This is a genomic window from Rhodanobacter sp. FW021-MT20 (genome assembly GCF_041107475.1).
In the GTDB taxonomy this organism is placed as follows: domain Bacteria; phylum Pseudomonadota; class Gammaproteobacteria; order Xanthomonadales; family Rhodanobacteraceae; genus Rhodanobacter_A; species Rhodanobacter_A glycinis.
The window spans coordinates 130,411-151,940 of the sequence record NZ_JBGBPX010000005.1; the positions used below are offsets into that span (position 1 = coordinate 130,411).

General features: G+C 65.8%; 24 protein-coding genes and 1 tRNA gene. 13 read left to right on the forward strand and 12 right to left on the reverse strand.

Translation table 11 applies throughout. The features are described 5' to 3' along the window. The first annotated feature begins 60 nt into the window (after positions 1 to 60). The 4 genes from grxC (at position 61) to AB7849_RS08235 (ending at position 3,325) form a co-directional block, all read left to right on the forward strand. Positions 61 to 324 (forward strand): glutaredoxin 3, encoded by a 264-nt coding sequence (grxC, locus tag AB7849_RS08220; protein ID WP_008209796.1) that lies wholly within the window; start codon positions 61 to 63, stop codon positions 322 to 324. Next, a complete protein-coding gene (locus AB7849_RS08225; RefSeq protein WP_092700395.1) occupies positions 321 to 740 on the forward strand; it encodes a carboxymuconolactone decarboxylase family protein in 420 nt (139 codons plus the stop codon). The genes grxC and AB7849_RS08225 overlap by 4 nt, the downstream gene beginning before the upstream one ends. 256 nt (positions 741 to 996) lie before the next feature. Further along, complete coding sequence (locus AB7849_RS08230; protein WP_008209792.1) at positions 997 to 2,010, forward strand: isocitrate dehydrogenase; 1,014 nt, start codon at positions 997 to 999, stop codon at positions 2,008 to 2,010. 175 nt (positions 2,011 to 2,185) lie between these two features. Further along, positions 2,186 to 3,325 (forward strand): helix-turn-helix domain-containing protein, encoded by a 1,140-nt coding sequence (locus tag AB7849_RS08235; RefSeq protein ID WP_008209790.1) that lies wholly within the window; start codon positions 2,186 to 2,188, stop codon positions 3,323 to 3,325. Here AB7849_RS08235 and AB7849_RS08240 read toward each other — a convergent pair. The 9 genes from AB7849_RS08240 to AB7849_RS08280 all read right to left on the reverse strand — a co-directional run bounded on the left by AB7849_RS08240 (position 3,294) and on the right by AB7849_RS08280 (position 11,312). Beyond that, positions 3,294 to 4,679, reverse strand: coding sequence for a serine hydrolase domain-containing protein (locus AB7849_RS08240; protein WP_008209788.1), 1,386 nt, complete (start codon positions 4,677 to 4,679; stop codon positions 3,294 to 3,296). The two genes, AB7849_RS08235 and AB7849_RS08240, sit on opposite strands and share 32 nt — an antisense overlap. A gap of 147 nt (positions 4,680 to 4,826) precedes the next feature. Continuing rightward, positions 4,827 to 5,285, reverse strand: a complete 459-nt coding sequence (locus tag AB7849_RS08245; protein ID WP_092700404.1) for a carboxymuconolactone decarboxylase family protein — start codon at positions 5,283 to 5,285, stop codon at positions 4,827 to 4,829. A 44-nt stretch (positions 5,286 to 5,329) separates the two neighbouring features. Continuing rightward, positions 5,330 to 6,235 carry an RNA polymerase sigma factor SigJ gene (gene sigJ / locus AB7849_RS08250; protein ID WP_037102504.1) on the reverse strand — a complete coding sequence of 302 codons (906 nt, stop codon included), beginning with the start codon at positions 6,233 to 6,235 and terminating at the stop codon, positions 5,330 to 5,332. A gap of 58 nt (positions 6,236 to 6,293) precedes the next feature. Then, positions 6,294 to 7,241, reverse strand: coding sequence for an aspartyl/asparaginyl beta-hydroxylase domain-containing protein (locus AB7849_RS08255; RefSeq protein WP_439822711.1), 948 nt, complete (start codon positions 7,239 to 7,241; stop codon positions 6,294 to 6,296). A 149-nt stretch (positions 7,242 to 7,390) separates the two neighbouring features. Then, positions 7,391 to 8,173 carry a bifunctional hydroxymethylpyrimidine kinase/phosphomethylpyrimidine kinase gene (thiD, locus tag AB7849_RS08260; RefSeq protein ID WP_008216599.1) on the reverse strand — a complete coding sequence of 261 codons (783 nt, stop codon included), beginning with the start codon at positions 8,171 to 8,173 and terminating at the stop codon, positions 7,391 to 7,393. A 116-nt stretch (positions 8,174 to 8,289) separates the two neighbouring features. Continuing rightward, entirely contained in the window at positions 8,290 to 8,583 is a 294-nt protein-coding gene (locus AB7849_RS08265) for a GIY-YIG nuclease family protein (protein ID WP_008216601.1), read from the reverse strand. 54 nt (positions 8,584 to 8,637) lie between these two features. Next, a complete protein-coding gene (locus AB7849_RS08270; RefSeq protein WP_008216602.1) occupies positions 8,638 to 10,014 on the reverse strand; it encodes a PhoH family protein in 1,377 nt (458 codons plus the stop codon). A gap of 82 nt (positions 10,015 to 10,096) precedes the next feature. Further along, positions 10,097 to 10,561 (reverse strand): peroxiredoxin, encoded by a 465-nt coding sequence (locus AB7849_RS08275; RefSeq protein ID WP_008216604.1) that lies wholly within the window; start codon positions 10,559 to 10,561, stop codon positions 10,097 to 10,099. A 193-nt stretch (positions 10,562 to 10,754) separates the two neighbouring features. Beyond that, entirely contained in the window at positions 10,755 to 11,312 is a 558-nt protein-coding gene (locus AB7849_RS08280) for a glycine cleavage system protein R (protein ID WP_425438636.1), read from the reverse strand. A 118-nt stretch (positions 11,313 to 11,430) separates the two neighbouring features. Here AB7849_RS08280 and dapA point away from each other — a divergent pair, with 118 nt between their 5' ends. Further along, a complete protein-coding gene (gene dapA, locus AB7849_RS08285; RefSeq protein ID WP_369500833.1) occupies positions 11,431 to 12,324 on the forward strand; it encodes a 4-hydroxy-tetrahydrodipicolinate synthase in 894 nt (297 codons plus the stop codon). A 44-nt stretch (positions 12,325 to 12,368) separates the two neighbouring features. Then, positions 12,369 to 12,959 (forward strand): hypothetical protein, encoded by a 591-nt coding sequence (locus AB7849_RS08290; RefSeq protein WP_008210939.1) that lies wholly within the window; start codon positions 12,369 to 12,371, stop codon positions 12,957 to 12,959. 172 nt (positions 12,960 to 13,131) lie between these two features. Here AB7849_RS08290 and fdxA read toward each other — a convergent pair whose 3' ends face one another. Both fdxA and AB7849_RS08300 read right to left on the reverse strand, forming a co-directional pair. Then, the gene (fdxA, locus tag AB7849_RS08295) at positions 13,132 to 13,455 is read right to left on the reverse strand and encodes a ferredoxin FdxA (RefSeq protein WP_008210940.1); all 324 of its coding nucleotides are present in this window, start codon (positions 13,453 to 13,455) and stop codon (positions 13,132 to 13,134) included. Positions 13,456 to 13,790: 335 nt separating this feature from the next. Continuing rightward, positions 13,791 to 13,866: transfer RNA gene (locus AB7849_RS08300), tRNA-Glu, on the reverse strand. A gap of 189 nt (positions 13,867 to 14,055) precedes the next feature. On the opposite strand from AB7849_RS08300, the gene pcnB reads away from it, so the two are divergent. The 5 genes from pcnB (at position 14,056) to panD (ending at position 18,131) form a co-directional block, all read left to right on the forward strand. Further along, positions 14,056 to 15,393: a polynucleotide adenylyltransferase PcnB gene (gene pcnB / locus AB7849_RS08305; RefSeq protein ID WP_037099578.1), complete on the forward strand. Its 1,338-nt coding sequence runs from the start codon at positions 14,056 to 14,058 to the stop codon at positions 15,391 to 15,393. 7 nt (positions 15,394 to 15,400) lie between these two features. Next, the gene (folK, locus tag AB7849_RS08310) at positions 15,401 to 15,883 is read left to right on the forward strand and encodes a 2-amino-4-hydroxy-6-hydroxymethyldihydropteridine diphosphokinase (RefSeq protein WP_008210942.1); all 483 of its coding nucleotides are present in this window, start codon (positions 15,401 to 15,403) and stop codon (positions 15,881 to 15,883) included. A gap of 63 nt (positions 15,884 to 15,946) precedes the next feature. After that, on the forward strand, positions 15,947 to 16,777 hold the full coding sequence (gene panB / locus AB7849_RS08315; RefSeq protein WP_008210943.1) for a 3-methyl-2-oxobutanoate hydroxymethyltransferase: 831 nt from the start codon (positions 15,947 to 15,949) through the stop codon (positions 16,775 to 16,777). A gap of 13 nt (positions 16,778 to 16,790) precedes the next feature. After that, a complete protein-coding gene (panC, locus tag AB7849_RS08320) occupies positions 16,791 to 17,636 on the forward strand; it encodes a pantoate--beta-alanine ligase (RefSeq protein ID WP_008210944.1) in 846 nt (281 codons plus the stop codon). A 102-nt stretch (positions 17,637 to 17,738) separates the two neighbouring features. After that, a complete protein-coding gene (panD, locus tag AB7849_RS08325; protein WP_008210945.1) occupies positions 17,739 to 18,131 on the forward strand; it encodes an aspartate 1-decarboxylase in 393 nt (130 codons plus the stop codon). A gap of 280 nt (positions 18,132 to 18,411) precedes the next feature. On the opposite strand, the gene queG is transcribed toward panD, so the two are convergent. Further along, complete coding sequence (gene queG, locus AB7849_RS08330) at positions 18,412 to 19,491, reverse strand: tRNA epoxyqueuosine(34) reductase QueG (RefSeq protein ID WP_037099575.1); 1,080 nt, start codon at positions 19,489 to 19,491, stop codon at positions 18,412 to 18,414. A gap of 56 nt (positions 19,492 to 19,547) precedes the next feature. Between queG and AB7849_RS08335 the strand changes: the two genes are divergently transcribed. Together AB7849_RS08335 and tsaE are read left to right on the forward strand one after the other, a co-directional pair. Next, positions 19,548 to 21,032 carry a bifunctional ADP-dependent NAD(P)H-hydrate dehydratase/NAD(P)H-hydrate epimerase gene (locus AB7849_RS08335; protein ID WP_008210947.1) on the forward strand — a complete coding sequence of 495 codons (1,485 nt, stop codon included), beginning with the start codon at positions 19,548 to 19,550 and terminating at the stop codon, positions 21,030 to 21,032. Continuing rightward, the gene (gene tsaE / locus AB7849_RS08340; RefSeq protein ID WP_008210950.1) at positions 21,025 to 21,516 is read left to right on the forward strand and encodes a tRNA (adenosine(37)-N6)-threonylcarbamoyltransferase complex ATPase subunit type 1 TsaE; all 492 of its coding nucleotides are present in this window, start codon (positions 21,025 to 21,027) and stop codon (positions 21,514 to 21,516) included. The genes AB7849_RS08335 and tsaE overlap by 8 nt, the downstream gene beginning before the upstream one ends. Positions 21,517 to 21,530: the final 14 nt, after the last annotated feature.

The following is a 21,530-nucleotide window of genomic DNA, read 5'->3' on the forward strand; positions in this document are numbered from 1 at the left end:
TCGCCAGCGCCTGCCGCCATCTGGATGGCAGCAGTTCATGAAGTTTTCTGGAGTCAGGCAATGCCCAAGATCGAAGTCTATTCCACCGCCGTATGCCCCTACTGCGTGGCAGCCAAGAACCTGCTCAAGGCCAAGGGGCTGGCCTGGGACGAGATTCGCGTGGATACCGACCTGGCCCAGCGCGAAGCCATGCTGACGCGCAGCGGCGGCCATCGCACGGTGCCGCAGATCTTCATCAACGACCAGTTCGTGGGCGGTTACGACGAGCTGGTGGCTGCCGACCGCAGCGGCAAGCTGGCCGAATTGCTGGGGCAGGCCGCATGAGCGCCAGCGCCGACACGGTGGAAAAGAACGAGTCTGAACAGAGCCGGCTGGCCGAGTTCACCGCCTTCCGCCAGCGCATGAACGAACGCATCCTGTCCGAAGACAATCAGGTGGTGCGGCGCTTCTTCGCGCTGGATACGCAGACCTACAAGGCCGGCGCGCTGGACATCAAGACCAAGGAGATGCTCGGCCTGGTCGCCTCGATGGTGCTGCGCTGCGACGACTGCATCAGCTATCACGTGGCCCAGTGCAAGGAAGCTGGTGTGAACCGCGACGAGTTTTTCGAAGTGTTCAGCGTGGGGCTGGTGGTCGGCGGCTCGATCGTGATCCCGCACCTGCGCCGCGCCGTGGATTTCCTCGACCAGCTTGAGTCGGGCGGTGCCGGCCAGGCCGAAAACTGCGCCGACCACGCCTGAGCTTTTGCTTCCTCTCCCCGCCGGGGAGAGGGGCTGGGGTGAGGGACGGCTCTTGCCCGGGCGACCGTGCGAAACGCGCTTGGAAGAACCGTGCATGCGAGTTCCTGCAACGCTCCGTGCGAGCATTTGCAACGCGCCAGTCCGGTCCGGCCCTGTTAGTTGCCTGCCGTATCGGCGATAATTACAAGGTTTTCAACCCTTCATGCCGATCCCCACGGCGCGTGGTTGACCGATTCATTCCTAAGGAGCTTCCCCCATGAGCAAGACCATTGCGGTGATCCCGGGCGACGGTATCGGCCCGGAGATCATGACCGCCACGCTGCGCGTGCTCGATGCGCTGGACTGCGGCCTGACCTACGACTTCGTCGACGCCGGCATGGTGGCGCTGGAGAAGCATGGCGACCTGCTGCCCGCGGCCACGCTGGACAAGATCGGCGAGCACAAGGTGGCGCTGAAAGGCCCGCTGACCACGCCGATCGGCGGTGGCTTCACCTCGATCAACGTCACCCTGCGTCGCCACTTCGACCTGTATGCCAATGTGCGTCCGGCGATCAGCTTCCCCGGCACCAAGGCGCGCTTCGAGAACATCGACATCATCACCGTGCGCGAGAACACCGAAGGCGCGTACCTGGCCGAGGGGCAGTCGCTGTCCGAAGACGGCCAGACCGCGATCTCGATGATCCGCAACACGCGCAAGGGCAGCGAGCGCATCGTGCGCTATGCCTTCGAGATGGCGGTGAAGAAGGGCCGCAAGAAGGTCACGGCCGTGCACAAGGCCAACATCATCAAGACCGCCTCGGGCCTGTTCCTCAACGTGGCGCGCGAGATCGCCAAGGAATACCCGCAGATCGAGTTCAACGAGATGATCGTGGACAACACCTGCATGCAGCTGGTGATGCGCCCCGAGCAGTTCGACGTGATCGTCACCACCAACCTGTTCGGTGACATCCTGTCCGACCTGTGCGCCGGCCTGGTCGGTGGCCTGGGCCTGGCTCCCGGCGACAACATCGGTGCGAACGCGGCGATCTTCGAGGCCGTGCACGGCTCGGCGCCGGACATTGCCGGCAAGGGCATCGCCAACCCCTGCGCGCTGCTGCTGGCCGCGGCCGATATGCTCGATCACCTGGGCATGGTGGAGAAGGGCAGCCGCCTGCGCCAGGCCATCCGCGACACCATGACCAACGATCGCGACAGCGTGACGCCGGACCTGGGCGGCAAGGGCAGCACCGAGAGCTTCGGCGACGCCATCGTGAAGCGCGTCAAGGGCTGATCCGCCTCGCGCGAAAGTCTCCGAAGGCCGCGGCATTGTCCGCGGCCTTCGTGCATTCTGGATGGCGTGTCCTGGAAAGGCCCGTTGTGGAACGGTATGTTCTGGAACGCCGCCGCCCGCTTCGCTAGCATCAGGGACCCTGGCCATCTCGGCGCCTTCGTCCATCCATGCGCGCATGACGTTCTGGGTTTTCCTCTACTTTGCCGCCGCCCTGCAGGCGGCGCTGCTCGCACTGGCGTTGTGGCGACGACCGGTCAATCGCGAGGCGAACCGGCTGCTCGCGGTGTGGGTGGCGCTGGCCGGGCTCGACCTGGCGGTGAAGGCCGCGTACTGGCACACGCTGGCGCCGGAGTGGTTCCGAGCCTACCGCTTCGTGGCGTTGTTCCCGTTTCTCTACGGCAGCCTGTTCTATCTCTATGTGCGAGCACTGACGCAAGGGCGCGGCTTTCGCTGGCGCGATGGCGTGCACCTGCTGGGCTTCGGCGTGATGTTCGTGGCCAATGGCTACGTGTGGACCATGGGTCACGCACAGATCGCCGCGCTGTCGTCGAGCTGGATTGCCGGGGCGCGCAACGTCGGCGTGTGGTTCGACGGGCCGCTGTTCGTCTACAGCCTGTCCTACGTGGCGGCGGCACTGGTACGGGTGCACCGCCATCGGCGCGAGCTCCGCGAGCGGCGCTCGGATGCCGACCGTCATTCGTTGCGCTGGATCGATGCGCTGGCGCTGTGCCAGGTCGTGATCTGGATGGTCGCCATCGTGCAGGCCGTGGTGTGGATGCCGGTGATCAACTACATGCTGCTGTTCGGGTTGGTGGCGGCCTGGGTGTGCATGGTGGGCTGGTTCAGCCTGAACCAGCCGCCGGTGGCGATCGAGCCCGAAACGGCGGCGGTGGAGGAACCTGTCGAGGTGCCGGATGCTGCCGTCGAGACGGACGACGCACGCTACGACGCGGTGCAAGCACGCGTGACGGCGCTGATGGAGGGCGCCGCGCCGCTGTACCTGGAGCCGGCGTTGACCATCGGCCAGGTGGCCAAGCGCAGCGGCTATCCCGAGTACCTGGTGTCGGCGGTGATCAACCGTCGCTTCGGCGGCACGTTCTGGGATTACATCAACCGGCTGCGCGTGGAAGCCGTTCGCGCCTGCCTTGCCGACATCGACGACACGCGCAGCATCCTCGACATTGCCTACGCCTGCGGCTTCACCTCCAAGTCCACTTTCAATGCCGCGTTCAAGCGGCAGGTAGGCGACACGCCCAGCAGCTACCGCAAGGCGGTCCGGCCGCTTACGGCTGCGGATGGTGCAGGGCCGCGATGATCGCCGCCACCAGATCGCCGGTGTCGTCACCGTAGTCCAGCGAGATGCCCATGCGCACCACCACGAGCTTTTCCGATGGCACGATCACCACGTATTGCCCGAACGCGCCGCGTGCGTAGTACATGTCCTTGGGCAATTGCGGCATGCCCCAGGGCGCGTTCCATACCGGCACCCGCGTGTCGTTCTTGATGTTCAGCCAGAAGCCGGCGCCGTAGCCGGTATCCAGCGTCTCCGAGTGACTGTAGGCGACCCAGCCCGCGGGCAGGATGCGCCGGCCATCGACCATGCCGTCGTCGAGATAGAGCTGGCCGAAGCGGGCGAAGTCGCGTGCCGTACCGTAGCTGCCGCCCGAACCGATCAGGGTGCCGGTGGCATCGGTCTGGATCACCGTATGCGCCATGCCCAGCGGTGCGAACAGCTCGCGCCGCACGAAGCGCTCGGCATCCACGGCGTTGCCGCCGCTGGCATGGGTGACGATGCGACCGAGCAGCACGTAGTCCAGGTTGCCATAGGCCCAGTGGGTGCCGGGCGGATGCGCCAGCGGCGTGCCTGCCGCGTAGGCGGCCATGTCGCGCTGCAGGAAGGTCATGCGCGTCAGCGGGCTGATGATGCCATTGGTTTCGTCGAACGGCAGACCACTGTCCATGCGCAGCAACTGGTTGACGGTTACGGCGCGATGCGGGTCGTCGGCATGACGCCAGGCGGGCACCGGCGCGGGCTGGTCCAATTGCAGCTTGCCTTCCCGCACCAGAATGCCGACCAGCGCGTTGATCAGCGACTTGGTCAGCGAGTGCGCCCAGATCGGCGTGTCCGGTCCGTAGCCCGGAGCATAGCGCTCGGCGATCAGTCGGCCGTCGTGCAGTACCACGATGGCCTTGGTGTTGCGCGGATGCGCAGGGTCCGGCTCGGCGAAGGCACGGTCGATCGCCTGGCGGATCGCCGGATCGGCCGTCTCGACCACGCCGGCCGGGAACGCGCTGGCGATGAGCATCGGCGTAAAGCCGTTCGCCTCCGGCACCGGGCCGTCGCTGTGCATCAGCAGGCAACCCAGGCCGGGGCGGAATACCGCACGCGCCGCGAAACCACCCAGTATGGAGGCGCGAACTTCGCGATGCTTGCGATCCACGTGGTAGCGGATCGCCCAGTCGATGCTGCGCATCATCGGCGCGTGCTGTTCGCGAAATACCTGGCCTGGATCGACGTGCGAGACGAAGGCGGCGTCACACAGCCCGCGACTGACCGAGCCGGTGGCAATGCGCAAAAGCGGGCGGCCCGCGGTGCCGAGCCAAACCACGAAGGCCAGCAGGATCACGGCCAGGGCGGCGAGGGTGAATGTGACGATGCGTCGTGTCATGGGGCGTCTGCCTGGAAAGGGAGACGCCAGCATGGCGGGCACGTTCGTCGCTGGCGTCCGTGCCGGCGGAACCGTACCACCGAGCCGCCGGCACGGGTGCGATCCGGCCGGATCGCACCCGTACAGCCATTGCCCGGGGACGCGCCGTCAGTGCGAGGCCGGCTTGTAGTGGCCCCCTTCCGTGCGGGCGGCGATGTTGAGGCGGTTCCATGCGTTGATGGTGCCGACCAGCAGGATCAGGTCGACCACGCCGGCCTCCTCGAAGTGCTGGCGCACGCGCTCGTAGAGCGCATCGGAGACCGACTCGTGCGAGGGCAGCTCGGTGAGTTCCTCGGCGAAGGCCAGTGCGGCCTGTTCGCTTTCGCTGTAGAGCGCGGTCTCGCGCCACGCCGACAGCAGGTACAAACGCTGCTCGGTTTCGCCGGCGGCGCGGGCGTCCTTGCTGTGCATGTCGAGGCAGTAAGCGCAACCGTTGATCTGCGAGCAGCGCATCAATATCAGCTCGACCAGCTTCGAATCCAGATGGCCGCGTTCACGGATTTCCTGACCAAGCTTGACCAGCGGTTGCATGGCGGCGTAGTGGCGCTGGATGGCGAAACGACTCATGGGGAAGGCTCCTGTGTGGTGGGGAACGGGGCCGGATCGGCCCTTCAATGCAAGGACGCGCCAGCGTGCGGATTCGTGACAGTGGCGGCCAGCCGCGCAAGCTTGTCCGGATGGCGCAGTGCGTGGATGGCGGTGATGCGGTCGCCATCGCCCTCGACCCAGATCGCCGTGGTCAGCGTGTGGCCTGACCAGACCAGCAGGGCCGGCGCCCCGTTGAGGGTGAGCGCGCTGTAGCGCAGCGGATGCTGGGCGATCTGCAGATACAACTGCGCCAACCGCTCGGCCCCATGCAAGGGACGCAAGGTGGCGCTGACCACGCCGCCGCCATCGGAGATATGCACGGCGTCCTCGGCGAACAGGGCGCGCAGCGAATCCAGCGTGGGTTGTTCCATGGCGGCGACGAAACGCTGCAGCAGCCGTTGTTGGGTATGCGCGTCCACGTTGAAGCGCGGGCGATCCTCGCGCAATCGTTCCCTGGCGCGGTGTACGCGCTGGCGGCAGGCGTTCTCGGTGATGCCGAGAATGACCGCTGCCTCGGCATGGCTGTAATCGAACACCTCGTTGAGCAGGAACGCGGCGCGCTCGTCCGGCCCCAGTCGTTCGAGCAGGGTGAGGAAGGAGAGCGTGAGCGTCTGGTCGCGTTCCAGCGGGGCATCGGGGGTGTCCGCGAGACCGTGGGCAGGGTTTTCCACCAACGGCTCGGGCAACCACGGGCCGGTGTAGTGTTCGCGTTCGGTTTTTGCCCGGCGCAGACGATCCAGGGCCACGCGCGTGGTCACGGTGACCAGCCAGGCTTCCGGGTCATCCAGTGCGGCAGCGTCTTGCGAGTGCCAGCGCAGCCAGGCGTCGTGCAGTACGTCCTCGGCGTCGGCCGGGGTGCCGAGCATGCGATAGGCCAGTCCGAACAGTCGCGGACGGTGTTGCTGGAACAGGGTGGTTTGCGGGTCCATGACGACCTCCTTGCGGGATTGCATCAAGGACGTGCCGGCACGCCGAAACGTGACTGCCTCAGCGTGCGAAGGGCCATGGCGCGAGGAAGATCACCCACAGCAGCACCAGCATGCCGATGTACTTCACGGCGCGGAACAGCTTCGGGTACTTGCGCTTGAATTTGCGGCTGCGACCACGGCTGCGCTGGTTGAACGCGAACATGCGGTTCACGAAACCGGTTTTTTCGGTGCCGGAATCGGAATTTGGCGACGCGGTGATCTTGCCCATGAAGGCTCCCACGCGATGATTGATCGCGGTCATCAAGCGCGAGCGCAGCGGGCGCTCCACGTCGGCGAACAGGATCACCCGGGTCTGGTCGGTCTTGTTCTCCACCCAGTGCACGTAGGTCTCGTCGAACACCACGTCCTTGCCGTCGCCCCACGCATGTTCCTCGCCATCCACGAAGATGCGGCAATCGCGCGAGTTCGGCGTGATCAGGCCAAGGTGGTAGCGCAGCGAGCCGGCGAAGGGGTCGCGGTGCGGGTTGAGCCGGCTGTTCGGCGCCAGCGTGGCGAACATCGCCGCCTTGATGCCGGGAATCGTGCGCAGCAGGGCCACGGTCTTCGGGCACAAGGCCTCGGCCGAAGCCAGCGGCTCGCCGTACCACTTCAGGTAGAAGCGCTTCCAGCCCTGCTTGAAGAAGCTGTTGAAGCTGGCATCGTTGTGCTTTTCGGCCGCGCGGATGTGGCCGTCGTCAAACAGCGCCAGCGCCTCGTCGCGGATGGTCTGCCAGTTGGCCTGCAGCAGGTCCAGTTGGGGGAAGCCGCGGCGGTCCAGGATCGGTCGGGCCGGCACCGCCGAGAACGCGTACATCAGCAGGTTGTACGGGGCGAAGATCGCCGAGTGGTCGACCAGCTGGCGATCGAAGCGCAGCCGCGCCCGCCCGCGCAGGTGCACCAGCAGCACGCACAGCACGAAAAACAGCAGGACGTAGAGAATGATGAAGCGCGGGCTGAGGAAATCCATCGACGGGTGACTCGAAAAACGGCCAATTGGCAGGCTTCGAGTATGTGGCCGCCCGGCGCCAAGTCAAGCGGGCCGCGACGAAAGGCCGGAGGGGACGACCTCGGCGGCGCGCGGCTGGCGTGCCATGCGTCGGCACGGAACAGGGCCTTTCAATGCCGCAGAACGTCCAGCTGGCCGCCGCCGGGTTGGTAGCCATTGGCCAGCGCCTTGTGCACGTACGCGCTGGCGAGACGCACGGCGGTGCGTGGTGACCGGCCTTTGGCCAGTTCCGCCGCCATCGCGGACGCCAGCGTGCAACCCGTGCCGTGGCCTTCGCGCGGCAGGCGCGGGTGGCGGATGTCCAGCCTGCCGCGGGCGTCGTAATAGCGGTCGACCACCTCACGACCCGTACCGTGGCCACCCTTGAGCAGCACCGCCCGGGCCCCGAGCGCGAGCAGTGCCGCGCCGGCCGCATCGAAATCGTTCGCGGTCTTGATGGGCTGGCCCAGCAGGGCTTCGGCTTCGGGCAGGTTGGGCGTGAGGATGTCGGCCAGCGGAACCAGCTCATCAAGCATGGCGGCCACGGCGTCCTGCGTGAGCAGGCGCGCCCCACTGGTGGCGATCATTACCGGATCGACCACCAGCCATGCCGGCTGGCGACGACGCATCTCGCGCGCGACCAGACGGACGATGCCGGCACTGCCAAGCATGCCGGTTTTCACCGCGCCGATCGGAAAGTCGTCGAACACGGCATCTATCTGCTGGCGGACATGTGCCAGCGGCACGGCGTGGACGGCTGTCACGCCGCGGGTGTTCTGGGAAGTGACGGCGGTAATGGCCGACAGACCATGCACGCCCCGCGCATGGAACGTCTTCAGGTCGGCCTGGATGCCGGCACCACCGCCGGAGTCGGAGCCGGCGATGGTCAGTGCGATGGGTGGCGTGCGAGGCATAAGGGTCAGTCGTTGGCGTTGATCGGACGTGGTCGCTACTGGATGCCGGCCTGCGCCGGCATGACGGTCAAAAACAGAGCTTCACGCTCGTCATTCCGGCGCAGGCCGGAATCCAGTTACAGCAACGCCGGGTAAAGATCGCGCCATTCAGGATTCTCGCCTTCGATCAGCCGCAACTTCCAGGCACGCCTCCATTCCTTGAGCTGCTTTTCGCGCAAAATCGCCGATTCCATGGTTTCGTGCAGTTCGTACCAGACTAGGTGGTGGACATGGTGGCGTGAAGTGAAACTGTCGGTGATCTCGTTGCGATGCTGCCAGATGCGCTTGATCAAATCGCTGGTCACGCCGATATAAAGCGTACCGTTGTGCTTGCTTGCAAGCATGTAGACGCAAGGTTGTCGCCAATCCATGGCGTGGTCTCCACTGGATGCCGGCCTGCGCCGGCATGACGGTTTGGAAGGCTGCTACAGCGCCTCCGACGCGAAATCCGCCAGCCGTGAACGTTCACCGCGCCGCAGGGTGATGTGGGCCGAGTGTTCCCACTGCTTGAAGCGGTCGACCGCGTAGGTGAGGCCGGAATTGGTTTCGGTGAGGTAGGGCGTGTCGATCTGTTCCACGTTGCCCAGGCAGACGATCTTGGTGCCGGGGCCGGCGCGGGTGATCAGGGTTTTCAGCTGCTTCGGCGTGAGGTTCTGTGCCTCGTCGATGATCAGGTAGCGGCTGAGGAAGGTGCGTCCACGCATGAAGCCGAGCGAGCGGATCTTGATGCGCGAGGCAAGCAGGTCGTTGGTGGCCTGGCGTCCCCATGAACCGCCTTCCTCGGGATTGGCGAGCACTTCGAGGTTGTCGGTGAGCGCGCCCATCCACGGCGTCATCTTTTCTTCCTCGGTGCCGGGCAGGAAGCCGATGTCCTCGCCCACCGCGACGGTGGCGCGGGTCATGATGATCTCGCGGTAGCGTTGCTGGTCCATCACCTGCGCCAGGCCGGCGGCCAGCGCCAGCAAGGTCTTGCCGGTGCCGGCGGTGCCGAGCAGGGTGACGAAATCCACGTCCGGGTCCATCAGCACGTTCAGCGCGAAGTTCTGCTCGCGGTTGCGCGCGGCGATGCCCCATACGCTGTGGTTGGGATGGCTGTGATCGTCCAGCAGCACCAGCGTGGCGTGTTGCTCGTCCACCGTCAGCACGCGCAGTTCCACGCTGTTCTCGCCGGGCAGGAACAGGCACTGGTTGGGATACCAGTCTTCGCCTTCGTGGAGATCGAGCTTGTAGAAGGTGTGGCCGTGCTCGTTCCACGATTGCACTTCGGGGTGATGATCCCAGAAGTCTTCCGCCAGTTCGTCCGCGCCGGTGAACAGCAGGGCGAAGTCGTCAAGCGCACGGTCGTTCTCGTAATCCTCTGCATGCAGGCCGTAGATCTGGGCCTTGATGCGCAGGTTGATGTCCTTGCTGACCAGCACGACTTCGCGTTCGGGGTTGCGGTCGCGCAACTCGATCACGGCGGCGAGGATCAGGTTGTCGGCCTTGCCGTGGCCGTTGGTGGTGCGCTGCTGGAAATACAGTCGCCCCACGGCGCCACGTTGCAGGTTCACGCCCTGCGGGTTGGCCAGTTCCAGGCCATCGTTGAGGCCGTTTTCGTTGCCGCGCCCGATCAGTTCGTTGATGAAGCGGCTGACTTGTCGCCCATTGCGCGAAACCTCGGAAACACCCTGCTTCTTTTCGTCCAGCTCCTCCAATACCGTCATCGGGATGAACACGTCGTGCTCCTCGAAGCGGAACAGTGACGTGGGGTCGTGCAGCAGCACATTGGTATCCAGGGCGTAGATACGCTTGCTTCCAGTCATGCGGAAGAAACCTCGCGGTGGGTGTGGCAAGGGGTGCGCGGCAAGCCGGTTGCCGCGGTGAGGGTATGGAAAGCGACGGGATTCACTTGTTGGCGGGGATGGCGTCCAGGACGGCCTGTGCGTGGCCGGGGACCTTCACCCCGCGCCATTCGGCGGCGAGCTTGCCGTCCGGATCGATCAGGAAGGTGCTGCGCACGATGCCCATGTGGCGTTTGCCGTAGAGCACTTTCTCGTGGATCACGTCGAATGCCTGGCACCAGGCTTCGTCCGGATCGGAGACCAGCGCGAACGGCAGCTCCTGCCTGGTGGCGAAATTGGCGTGGGATTTTACCGAATCGCGCGAGACACCGATGATGTCGGCGTGGCGTTTGCGGAATGTCGGGTAGAGGTCGCGGAAGTCCTTCGCCTCGTTGGTGCAGCCGGGCGTGGAGTCCTTGGGGTAGAAGTACACCACGATCCAGCGACCCTTGAGGTCGGCGAGCTTCAGCGTGGAGCCGTCGCCGGTGGTGCCGGTCAGTGCGGGGGCTTTCTTTCCGATTGCTAGCATGGTCTCTCCGGAAACCCGGTGGGGTTTCACTCGTGTCGAGAGAGAGACTAGCGCGTGTGCGATGACCGAGACAGCCTTGTCAGCGGATCCGGGCGGGCGCATTCTGGGAGTCTGCGCGGCAACGACCTGCCGGATCGAAAATCCGTTCATCCAGGGGCGCCTTTTCGGGCGCTTGGCTTGCGCCAGGGCGTTGCTAGAACTTCACCGGGTCCATGATCGCGTCAAGGTTCAGCCCGTCGCAGAACTCGAGGAAATCGTCGCGCACGGCGGCAATGTGCAGTTCGGCGGGAATGCCTACGGTGAATTGCGCCTGGAACATCGCCGCGCCGGTCTGCATCGCCTGGTAACGCATCGAGCTGAGCTGTTCGACGCTGATCTGCAGGCGGCTGAAGAATTCCACGATCTGCACCAGGATGCCGGGGCGGTCGGCCGCCACCACTTCCACCAGGTAAGGCAGCAGGTTGCCGCTGGGCTCGCGCGGCTCGGTGCGGTAGTGCACCAGGTGGATGGCTTCGTCCCGGCCGAGTTTGGCCAGGGCAGTTTCCAGCTTGGCCACGGCATCCCAGGCGCCAGTAGCCAGCAGCATCAGCGAGGTGTCGTCGCCGAGGCTGGACACCCGCGCATCGGACAGGTTGCAGCCTGCGTCGGCGATGCGTCGCGCCAGTCCCAGCAGGGGAGCCTGGGACGAGGGGGTCAGGGTCTGGATCAGCAGCTGGTGGTCGTTGCCGGTGCGGGCGGAGGGACGATTCAATGAAATGGCCTGTGGAAACCCGCGCAACACGGGCGAATAAAGCGTATCGCCCAGCTTACTTGTCCGTTCGATCGGCCGGCAAGTATCATCCGAGGCTTGGTTTCATGCGGAAATCGCGATGAACATTCGTGGAAGCATCTGCGCCCTGGCCACCCCGTTCGGGGCCGGTGGCGCACTCGATCTGGCGGCCTTCGGTCGCCTGCTCGATTATCAGATCGAGGGCGGCACCCAGGCGCTGGTGGTGGCAGGTTCCACCGGTGAGGCACACATGCTCGAACACGACGAGTTCGGGCGCCTGCTGGCGTTCGCGGTGAAACACGTGGCCGGCCGCGTGCCGGTGATCGCCGGCACCGGCGAAGCGGGCACCGCGAAAACCGTGGCCGCCACCCGGCACGCCCGCGAACTGGGCGCCGATGCCGCGCTGGTGGTGGCGCCGTATTACGTGCGCCCGACCCAGGAAGGCATGCGTCGCCATTTCCTCGAAGTGGCCGAACATGGCGGCCTGCCGGTGCTGCTCTACAACGTGCCCGGGCGTACCGCCTGTGACATCGATCCGGCCACGGTGGCGCAGTTGCGCGAACATCCCGCGATCATCGGCATCAAGGAAGCGCGCGGCGACGCCGAACGCATTCACGCGCTTGCGGAACTTGTGCGCCCGGATTTCGTCTATCTGTCCGGCGATGACGCAACGGCGGGTGAGGCGATGCTGGCTGGGGCGGCGGGAACGATTTCGGTCGTCGCCAACCTGGTGCCAAAGGCGTTTCGCGCGCTCTGCGACGCGGCCACCGGTGGCGACCAGGCGGCGACGGCACGTTGCCGGATGGCGCTGGATCCGCTGTTGCTGGCGCTTGAATGCGCACCGAACCCGATCGCGGTGAAGGCAGGCTTGCCGGAACTGGGCCTGGGATCGGCGATGCCGCGCCTGCCGTTGGTGGAACTGGAAGAAGGCCCGGCAAGGGCCCGTTTGCGCACGGAACTGGCGACTCTGGCATCCTTGGCGAACGCTGCCTGACGAAAAGCGGCCGCCCGACGACTTACCTGACGGAATACCATTACATGAAGAAATCCTCGCTCGCCGTTGCCCTGCCGGCCCTGGCACTCACCGGCCTGCTGCTTTCGGGCTGCGGCATGTTCCGTTCCACCAAGGCCTGGGAAACCGCCAAGCAGGAAACCCCGCTGGAAATCCCGCCGGGCCTGGATACGCCCACGGCCAGCGAAGCGCTGGTGATTCCGCCGCCGGGCGCGAACCAGCCGAATGCCAATGGCGCCACCGCGCGAGTCGGTGCCAATGCCGGCGTGATCGCCGACGGCTTCGTGGTGTCCGACAGCGTGGCGAACGTCTACAACCGCGTGGGCCAGGCGCTGGAAGCCGGCGACATCGGCACGGTGCAGTCGCACGACGACAGCGCGCACACCTACACGGTAGCGGTGGTGGCTTCGGACGCGTCGGAGAAGAAAGGCGGCTTCTTCCATCGCATGTTCCACCATGACAAGAGCACGAGTGATGCCGCGCCGGGCGCCGCGCCGCATACGGTGCAGATCAGCGTGGGCAGCAGCGGTGACGCCAGCCAGGTGCGCGCACAGGGCAATGCGGCGGCCGTGGCGAAGGTGATCGATGCGCTGAAGTCGCGCCTCGGCGGCCACTGATCCTTTTTGCACTTACTTGTCGAAGCGCCGCCTGAGGGCGGCGTTTTCGTTTCTGCGACGCTATCGCCAGGCGGCTTGTTTCGGGGTCACCAGCCACTGGCGTCGATGGCCATGGATGTGAAAACGCCGCCAGGCAGGCGGCGTTCGTGAGGCATTGGCTGGTACGCCGCGATCAGCGCTCGAGCAGGCCGAGCTTGTCGGGCTTGCCGTCCCAGTCCTTGGCGTCGGCGGGTGCATCCTTGCGCTCGGTGATCACGGGCCAATCCTTCGCCAGCTCGGCATTCAGCGCCACGAAACCCTCCTGTCCGGCCGGCACGTCGTCTTCCGGATAGATCGCATTGGCGGGGCATTCCGGTTCGCACAAGGTGCAATCGATGCATTCGTCCGGGTCGATCGCGAGGAAGTTCGGGCCTTCGTGGAAGGCATCAACCGGGCAGACCTCGACGCAGTCGGTGTACTTGCACTTGATGCAGTTGTCGGTGACGACGAAGGTCATGGCGCGGTCCAGCTCTTGCAAAACGATACCCGCAAGTATGCCCGCAATGGGGTCTCGCTGAGAAGGGTGCAGGCGCGCGGTGCGGGCTGCATCGCCACTTGCAACATGCCGCTTTTTGCGGCGTGCGGCCCCGGATGCCGGCTTCTGGCAGCAGTCGTGGTGCCAGCGGGCGTGACCATGCGCCATGGCTCTGTGCGCGATGGTCGAAGCGGGGGTTTTGTGAAGAGTGCGGCCATGGATGGCCGCTTCTGGCGTCAGTTCGGAGGTTGGCGGCAAAGCCTTGCCGCGCCGTCCCCACTGGCTGCGATCATGGATGATCGCAAAAGTAAAAAAACTGGCGCTCCCAACGAGGTTCGAACTCGTGTTCCCGCCTTGAGAGGGCGGTGTCCTGGGCCACTAGACGATGGGAGCGGAGTGCTGCGAAGCGCGGTAGTATAGCCGAATTGTTTCGTCCGGCAATGCCTGCGTGCGGCTTGCGTTGCATTTGTGCATTATCACTATTGCCGGGCGCCTGTTCATGCCGGCAAGAGCCGGTGCGTGACGGTTGCCGTCACGCTCGAACGACCACAGGGCCGCTTTGCCCGCAAGGACTTTGACCGCTTGAATCCCATAGCAAGGACCGACGTCGTGCCCGCGCTGCGCATCATCCCGCGCGAACAGCACATCATTTCCCGCAAGAACATCAGCAAGGCCGCATTGCGCGTGTTGTACCGACTGAACGAGGCCGGTTATGACGCGTTCCTGGTCGGCGGCGCGGTACGCGACCTGCTGCTTGGCGGCAAGCCGAAGGATTTCGACGTGGCCACCAGTGCCACGCCGGACGAGGTGAAGAAGCTTTTTCGAAACTGTCGCCTGATCGGCCGCCGTTTCCGGCTCGCGCACGTGGTGTTCGGCCCCGAGATCATCGAGGTGGCCACCTTTCGCGGCACTGGCGAGGAAGAGGGCAATGACGGCGAGCGCCGCATCGTCGATGGCCGCATCGTGCGCGACAACGTGTGGGGCACGATCGAGGAAGACGCGGTGCGCCGCGACTTCCGCGTCAACGCCATGTACTACGACATCAGCGATTTTTCGGTGCGCGACTACGTCGGCGGCATGCAGGATCTGGAGGACCGCGTGTTGCGCCTGATCGGCGATCCGGTCACGCGTTATCGCGAGGACCCGGTGCGCATGTTGCGGGCGGCACGGCTGGCAGCCAAGCTGGGCTTTCGCATCGACACGGCGGCGGCGAAGCCGTTCGCCGAGCTGGGTGACCTGCTCACCGAGGCGGCGCCGGCGCGCTTGTTCGACGAATCGCTGAAGATGTTCCTGGCCGGCAATGGCCTGAAGAGTTTCCACATGCTGGAAAAGTGCGGGCTGCTGGAATTCATGTTCCCGGCCACCGCGCGTGCGCTGAAACGAGGCGACGAAGCCTTGCGTGCGCTGGTCGAACAAGGCCTGGCCAATACCGACGAGCGCGTGGCCGAGGGCAAGTCGGTGACGCCGGCCTTCCTGTTTGCCGTGCTGCTGTGGGGCGAAGTGCGCGACCAGGCGCACGCCTGGATCGAGCAGGGCAAGGACAACACCGAGGCATGGGCACGTGCCGCGCTGCACGTGGTGGGTGAGCAGTGCCAGCGCGTGGCGATCCCGCGCCGGTTCACCTTCACGATGGAAGAGATCTGGTCGTTGCAGCCGCGCTTCGAGCAGATCCAGCGCAAGAAGGTGTTCCGCCTGCTGACCCATCCGCGTTTCCGCGCCGCGTTCGATTTCCTGCTGCTGCGTGCCAACGAATCACCGGCCATGCGCGAACTGGGCGAGTGGTGGGCGCACGCCCAGCAGTTGCCGCACGAAACCTTGGCGGCCGCGCTGCCCAATCACGGTGGTGCCGCGGTCGATGCGGAAATCGCCAAGGCGCCGCCGCGCCGTCGCCGTCGTCGTCGCAAGCCGACCGGCAAGTAGGGTTCGCGTGCCACGGGCTTATGTCGCGCTGGGCAGCAACCTCGGCGATCCGCGGCAGCAGGTGCTGGACGCGCTGGACGCGCTGGCGCGCCTGCCCGGAACTCGTGTACTGGCGCGGTCGCGGCTGTATCGCACGCCCCCGTGGGGCGTGCTGGAGCAGCCTGCGTTCGTGAATGCCGCGGCGCTGCTGGATACGGAGCTCTCGCCGCATGCCTTGCTCGATGCGTTGCTGGCGATCGAACAGGCCGCCGGTCGCGTGCGTGACGGCGAGCGCTGGGGGCCGCGCACGCTGGACCTTGACCTGCTGCACATGCCGGGCGTGCACCTGGACGATGCGCGGTTGACGCTGCCGCATCCACGGATTGCCGAACGCGCGTTCGTGCTGTTGCCGCTGAACGACCTGGATCCGGCCCTTGAATTGCCGGGGCAGGGGCGGGTCGATCGGCTGCTGGTACAGGCCGATCGGGCCGGCTGTGACGTTTTGCCTTGAGCCATTGCGGCTGCGCGCCGGATAATCGGCGTTCCACTTTCCGACCAAGTACGAGGGTTCGCCGTGTACGTGCAGAACGCCAACGCTCCCGCACGCAAGCCGGTCACCGTACCAGGCTTGCATGCGATGAAGGCCGAGGGGCGCCGGATCGCCATGCTCACCGCCTATGACGCCAGTTTCGCCTGGCAGCTGGAATCGGCCGGAGTCGATGTGGCGCTGGTCGGCGATTCGCTCGGCATGGTGATGCAGGGCCACGCCAGCACCTTGCCGGTGACGCTTGATCACATGGTCTATCACACGGCGATGGTGGCGCGTGGCGTCTCGGCCACGATGCTGGTGGCCGACCTGCCGTTCATGGCCGACCGCGATCTGTCGCACGTACTGGAAGCCGGCGCGCGGCTGGTCGGCGAAGCCGGCGCGGCGATGGTGAAGATCGAGGGCGGCGCGCCGCATATCCTCGCGGCGATCGAGGCGCTGACGGTGCGGGCGATCCCGGTCTGCGCGCACCTCGGGCTGACGCCGCAATCGGTGCACAAGTTCGGCGGTTTCCGCATCCAGGGGCGTGAGCAGGAAGCTGCCGATCGCGTGCTGGCCGAAGCGCTGGCGGTGGAGTCCGCCGGTGCCGACCTGCTGGTGCTCGAAGGCGTGCCCGTCGCATTGGGCGAGCGCGTGACCAAGGCCGTGAAGATCCCGGTGATCGGCATCGGCGCCGGCCCGCATTGTGACGGCCAGGTGTTGGTGATCCAGGACATGCTCGGCATTACGCGCGGCAAACGGCCGAAGTTCAGCAAGGATTTCCTGATCGGCCACGATTCTGTAGCGGCGGCCATCACGGCCTATGTGGCCGATGTGCGCAGCGGCGCCTTCCCGGCACCCGAACACTGTTTCAACTGACGGCAGACCTTCGATGCAAACGGTACAAGACGCTCCCGCCCTGCGCGCCACGATTCGCGGCTGGCGCGCCCAAGGGCAGACGGTGGGCCTGGTGCCGACCATGGGCAACCTCCATGCAGGGCATCACTCGCTGCTGAAGTTGGCGAAAGCGCGGGCCGATCGGGTGGTGGCAAGCGTGTTCGTCAACCCCACCCAGTTCGGTCCGAACGAGGATTTCGAGCGCTACCCGCGCACGCTGGCACAGGACCAGGCCGGCCTGGCCGAAGTCGGTTGCGACCTGCTGTTTGCGCCCGAGGTGGCCACGCTCTATCCATTCGGTGCGCAGCACAGCGTCAGCGTGCACGTGCCGCAGATCACCGAAACGCTGGATGGTGCGCATCGCCCCGGTCATTTCGATGGCGTGGCCACGGTGGTCAGCAAGTTGTTCAACCTGGTGCAGCCGGATATCGCAGTGTTCGGCCAGAAGGATTTCCAGCAGCTCAAGGTGATCGAGCGCATGGTGCGCGACCTGTCGCTGCCGGTGAAAGTGATGGCGGCGCCCACCTGGCGCGCGGACGACGGTCTGGCCATGAGCTCGCGCAATCAGTACCTGTCGGAAGCGGAACGCGCGCTGGCGCCGCAGATCCATGCCACGCTGCTGCAGATGCGCGAGTTGATCGCCAAGGGCCACGCCTGGCGCGTGGTGGAACAGGCGGCGACTTCGAAGCTGGAACGCGCGGGTTTCGTGCCGGATTACGCCGTGATCCGGCGTGCCGAGGACCTGTCCGAGCCGGCTGATGGCGAACGCGATGGCCTGGTGGCGTTGATCGCCGCCCGCCTTGGCAGCACGCGGCTGATCGACAACTTGTTGTTCGACTGAGTCGCCCACATTTCATGGTCGCAAACGGCTGATGTTGCGGTGCAATGTCGGCAGGTTCGATAATGTCCCCCTGTGCAGGCGGTTCCTGCAGGTAATGAAGTCATGCAATTGAACATGCTCAAGGCGAAGATCCACCGTGCCACCGTCACCCACGCCGAGCTGCACTACGAAGGCTCGATCGCCATCGACGGCAATCTGCTGGATGCCTCCGGCATCCGCGAGTACGAGCAGATCCATGCCTGGAACGTGAACAGCGGCCAGCGTTTCGTCACTTACGCGCTGCGCGCCGAGGAAGGCTCGGGCATCATTTCGGTGAATGGCAGTGCCGCGCGCAGTGCGCAGGCCGGCGACATCATCATCATCGCCGCGTTCGTGCAGTTGAACGAGGCCGAGCTGGAGCAATACCAGCCCACCTGCGTCTATATCGCCGCAGGTCCCGGCAACCGCATCAGCCACACCAATCGCGCCATTCCGAAGCAGATGGCGGTTGCCTGATTTGGCTTTCCATCGGGGCACGCGTATTTTGGTGTGCCTCGATGGAACATAATCTTCCGTTGGTTGGCTTGGCACGCTCCAGCATCCTTGCTCGTCATTCCGGCGTAGGCCGGAATCCAGTAGCGACCACGTCTGCTCAGGCCATACAGTCACTGGATGACCAGACCTTCGTCTGTTGTAAAGCGCTTCCTGCTTTCGCAGGAATGACGAGAAAAAAGCCGGTTCCGACATTTGCCACGTACGCTGGCGAGCGTTCGAAACTATTCCGGACAGTAGTCGGTCACGCGCCAGTTTCCTTTTCAGCTTGCCGCTGCAGCGCCCACGCCACGTGTTCGCGTACCACTGACGAGGCATCGTCAGCGCGTGCGTTCAGCGCATCGATCGTGGTTTGCGAGTGCGGCGCGTTGCCCAGCGCCACCGCAATGTTGCGCAACCAGCCCTCGTAGCCGGTGCGGCGGATCGCCATGCCTTCGGTACGCTTGAGGAATTCCGCTTCGCTCCAGGCGAACAGCTCCAGCAGTTTCGCGCCGTCGAGACTGTGGCGCGGGGCGAAATCGGGCTCGACGGCTTCCTGCGCGAACTTGTTCCACGGGCATACCAGTTGGCAGTCGTCGCAGCCGAAGATGCGGTTGCCCATCGGTGCGCGCAGCTCTTCGGGAATCGAGCCTTTCAGCTCGATCGTCAGGTAGGAGATGCAGCGCCGCGCATCGAGTTTGTTCGGCCCGAGGATGGCGCTGGTGGGGCACACATCGATGCAGCGGGTACAGGTGCCGCAATGGGCGGTTGCCGGTGCGTCCACGGGCAGTGGCAGGTCGGTATACAGCTCGCCGAGGAAGAAGTACGAGCCGGCGTGGCGGTTGATCAGCACGGTGTGCTTGCCGATCCAGCCCAACCCGGCATTGCGCGCCAGCGCCTTTTCCAGCACCGGCGCGGAATCCACGTAGGCGCGATAGCCGAAGTCGCCGACCTCGGCCTGGATGCGTGCGGCCAGCTTCTGCAGGCGGTTGCGCATCAGCTTGTGATAATCGCGACCGAGCGCATAGCGCGACACGTAGCCGGCGTTGCCGTCGCCGATCACCTCCCAGGCATTGCGCGTGCCGGGCGGGATGTAATCCATGCGCACCGAGATCACCCGCTGCGTGCCCGGCTCCAGTTCGTCCGGGCGGCTGCGCTTGGTACCGTGGCGGGCCATGTATTCCATCTCGCCGTGATGCCCGGCATCCAGCCAGTCCTGCAGATGGGTTTCGTCCGGGGCAAGCGTTACGCCGCTGATGCCGGCTTCGGCAAAGCCCAGCTCGCGCGCCCATTGCTTGATGTCGCGGGCGAGGGCGTTGTAGTCGATGGCGGGGACGGTGGACATGCCGCCATTGTAGAAGGCACCGCCAGTACCCGCGCCCGGCGGCCTATAATTGGCCGATGCCAAGCAGCCCGCGCAGCCACGATCTCTACACCGTCGAGCAAGTCCGTGCGCTGGACCGGCGGGCGATCGACGAACTCGGCGTGCCCGGCATCGAGCTGATGCGTCGCGCGGCCTGGGCCGGCCTGGCCAGCCTGCGCCGGCACTGGCCGCAAGCCCGCCACATCGCGGTGTATTGCGGGCCGGGCAACAATGGCGGCGACGGTTTCCTGTTGGCGTCGCTGGCACGCGAAGCAGGCTTGCGCGTCGACGTGCTGGCGCTTGCGGATACGGCCCACGGCGATGCCGCACAGGCGCGGGCGACCTGGGTCGACGCGGGTGGGATTGTCCGGCACTGGGATGCGCACGAGGCGTTGCCGTCGGCGGACGTCCACGTCGATGCGCTGTACGGCACCGGCTTGCACCGGGCGCCCGACGCCGATGCAGCCACCTTGATCGAGCGCCTCAATGCGGGCGATGCCCCGGTGCTGGCGCTGGACGTTCCCTCGGGACTCGATGCGGACAGTGGGCGTTGTCCGGGCGTGGCCGTGCGCGCCGCCGTCACGGTCAGTTTCATTGCTGCCAAGCGCGGGCTGCGCACCGGGCAGGCGGCGGATCACGTGGGCCAATTGGAACTGGATACGCTGGGCTTGCCCGATGCGTTGTGGCTGGACACCTCACCCGACGCGCAAGTCCTGTCGGCCGGGCACTTGCCGCCGCGCGCGCGCGCCGCGCACAAGGGCAACCATGGCCACGTGTTGGCCATCGGCGGTGATCACGGCACGGCTGGCGCGGTCCGCCTGTGTGGCGAGTCGGCCTTGCGCAGCGGTGCCGGACTGGTAAGCGTGGCGACTCGTGCCGAACACCTGCTGGCACTGAACAGCGCGCGTCCCGAGTTGATGGCGCATGCCGTGGATGGGCCGCAAACACTGGAGTCGCTGCTGGAGCGTGCCGACGTGCTGGCGCTGGGCCCCGGCTTGGGGCAACGGGCGTGGGGGCACGCGTTGTGGCTCACCGCGCTGGATACCGGCAAGCCACTGGTGCTGGATGCCGATGGCCTGAGCCTGCTTGCCCATGAGCCGCGTCAGTTCACCCGTCCGACCGTGCTGACGCCGCACCCGGGCGAAGCGGCACGGTTGCTGCACGACACCACCGAAAACGTCGAGGCCGACCGGTTTGCCGCCGTGCGGGCGCTGGCAGCTCGCTACCATGCGGTCGTGGTGCTGAAGGGAGCCGGCAGCCTGATCGCCGATCCGGCAGGCCGGGTGGCCGTTTGCCCGTGGGGCAACCCGGGCATGGCGACCGGTGGCATGGGCGACTTGCTGACCGGTGTCATCGCAGCCTTGCTGGCACAAGGCTGCGACGCCTGGCAGGCAGCCTGCCTTGGCGTGGGCCTGCATGCCCGTGCCGGCGATTGCGCCGCGAGGCAGGGCGAGCGTGGCCTGCTGGCCAGCGACCTGTTGGCACATTTGCGCCTGTTGGGAAACGGACTCGAACATGATTGATACGTCCACGCACACCCTCCCGGGTAACACCCGCCATCGGGAGCTTGTCGACGAAGCTGCCACTACCGCGCTGGGGCGGCAGTTTGCCGGCGCACTGCAAGGCGGTGGCCTGGTGGTCTACCTGCACGGTGACCTGGGCGCCGGCAAGACCAGTTTCGCCCGGGCCCTGCTCGGCGCGCTGAACGTGGGCGAACGCATCAAGAGTCCCACCTACAGCCTGGTCGAGGGCTACGAGGCGCAGGGGCGCCCGGCCTGGCATCTCGATCTGTACCGCATCGCCGATCCCGGCGAACTGGAATGGCTGGGCCTGGATGCCCTGGCCGACCCGGCGGCCCTGGTGCTGGTGGAATGGCCCGAACGGGGCCGTGGCGCGTTGCCGGCAGCGGACATGGTCATCGACATGGCTTATGCCGGGGCGGGGCGGCAGGCGACATTGCGTCCGCTCACCGCACGTGGGCGGCAGGTGCTGGCACGGCTAGGCTGACGGCTAAGTAATCG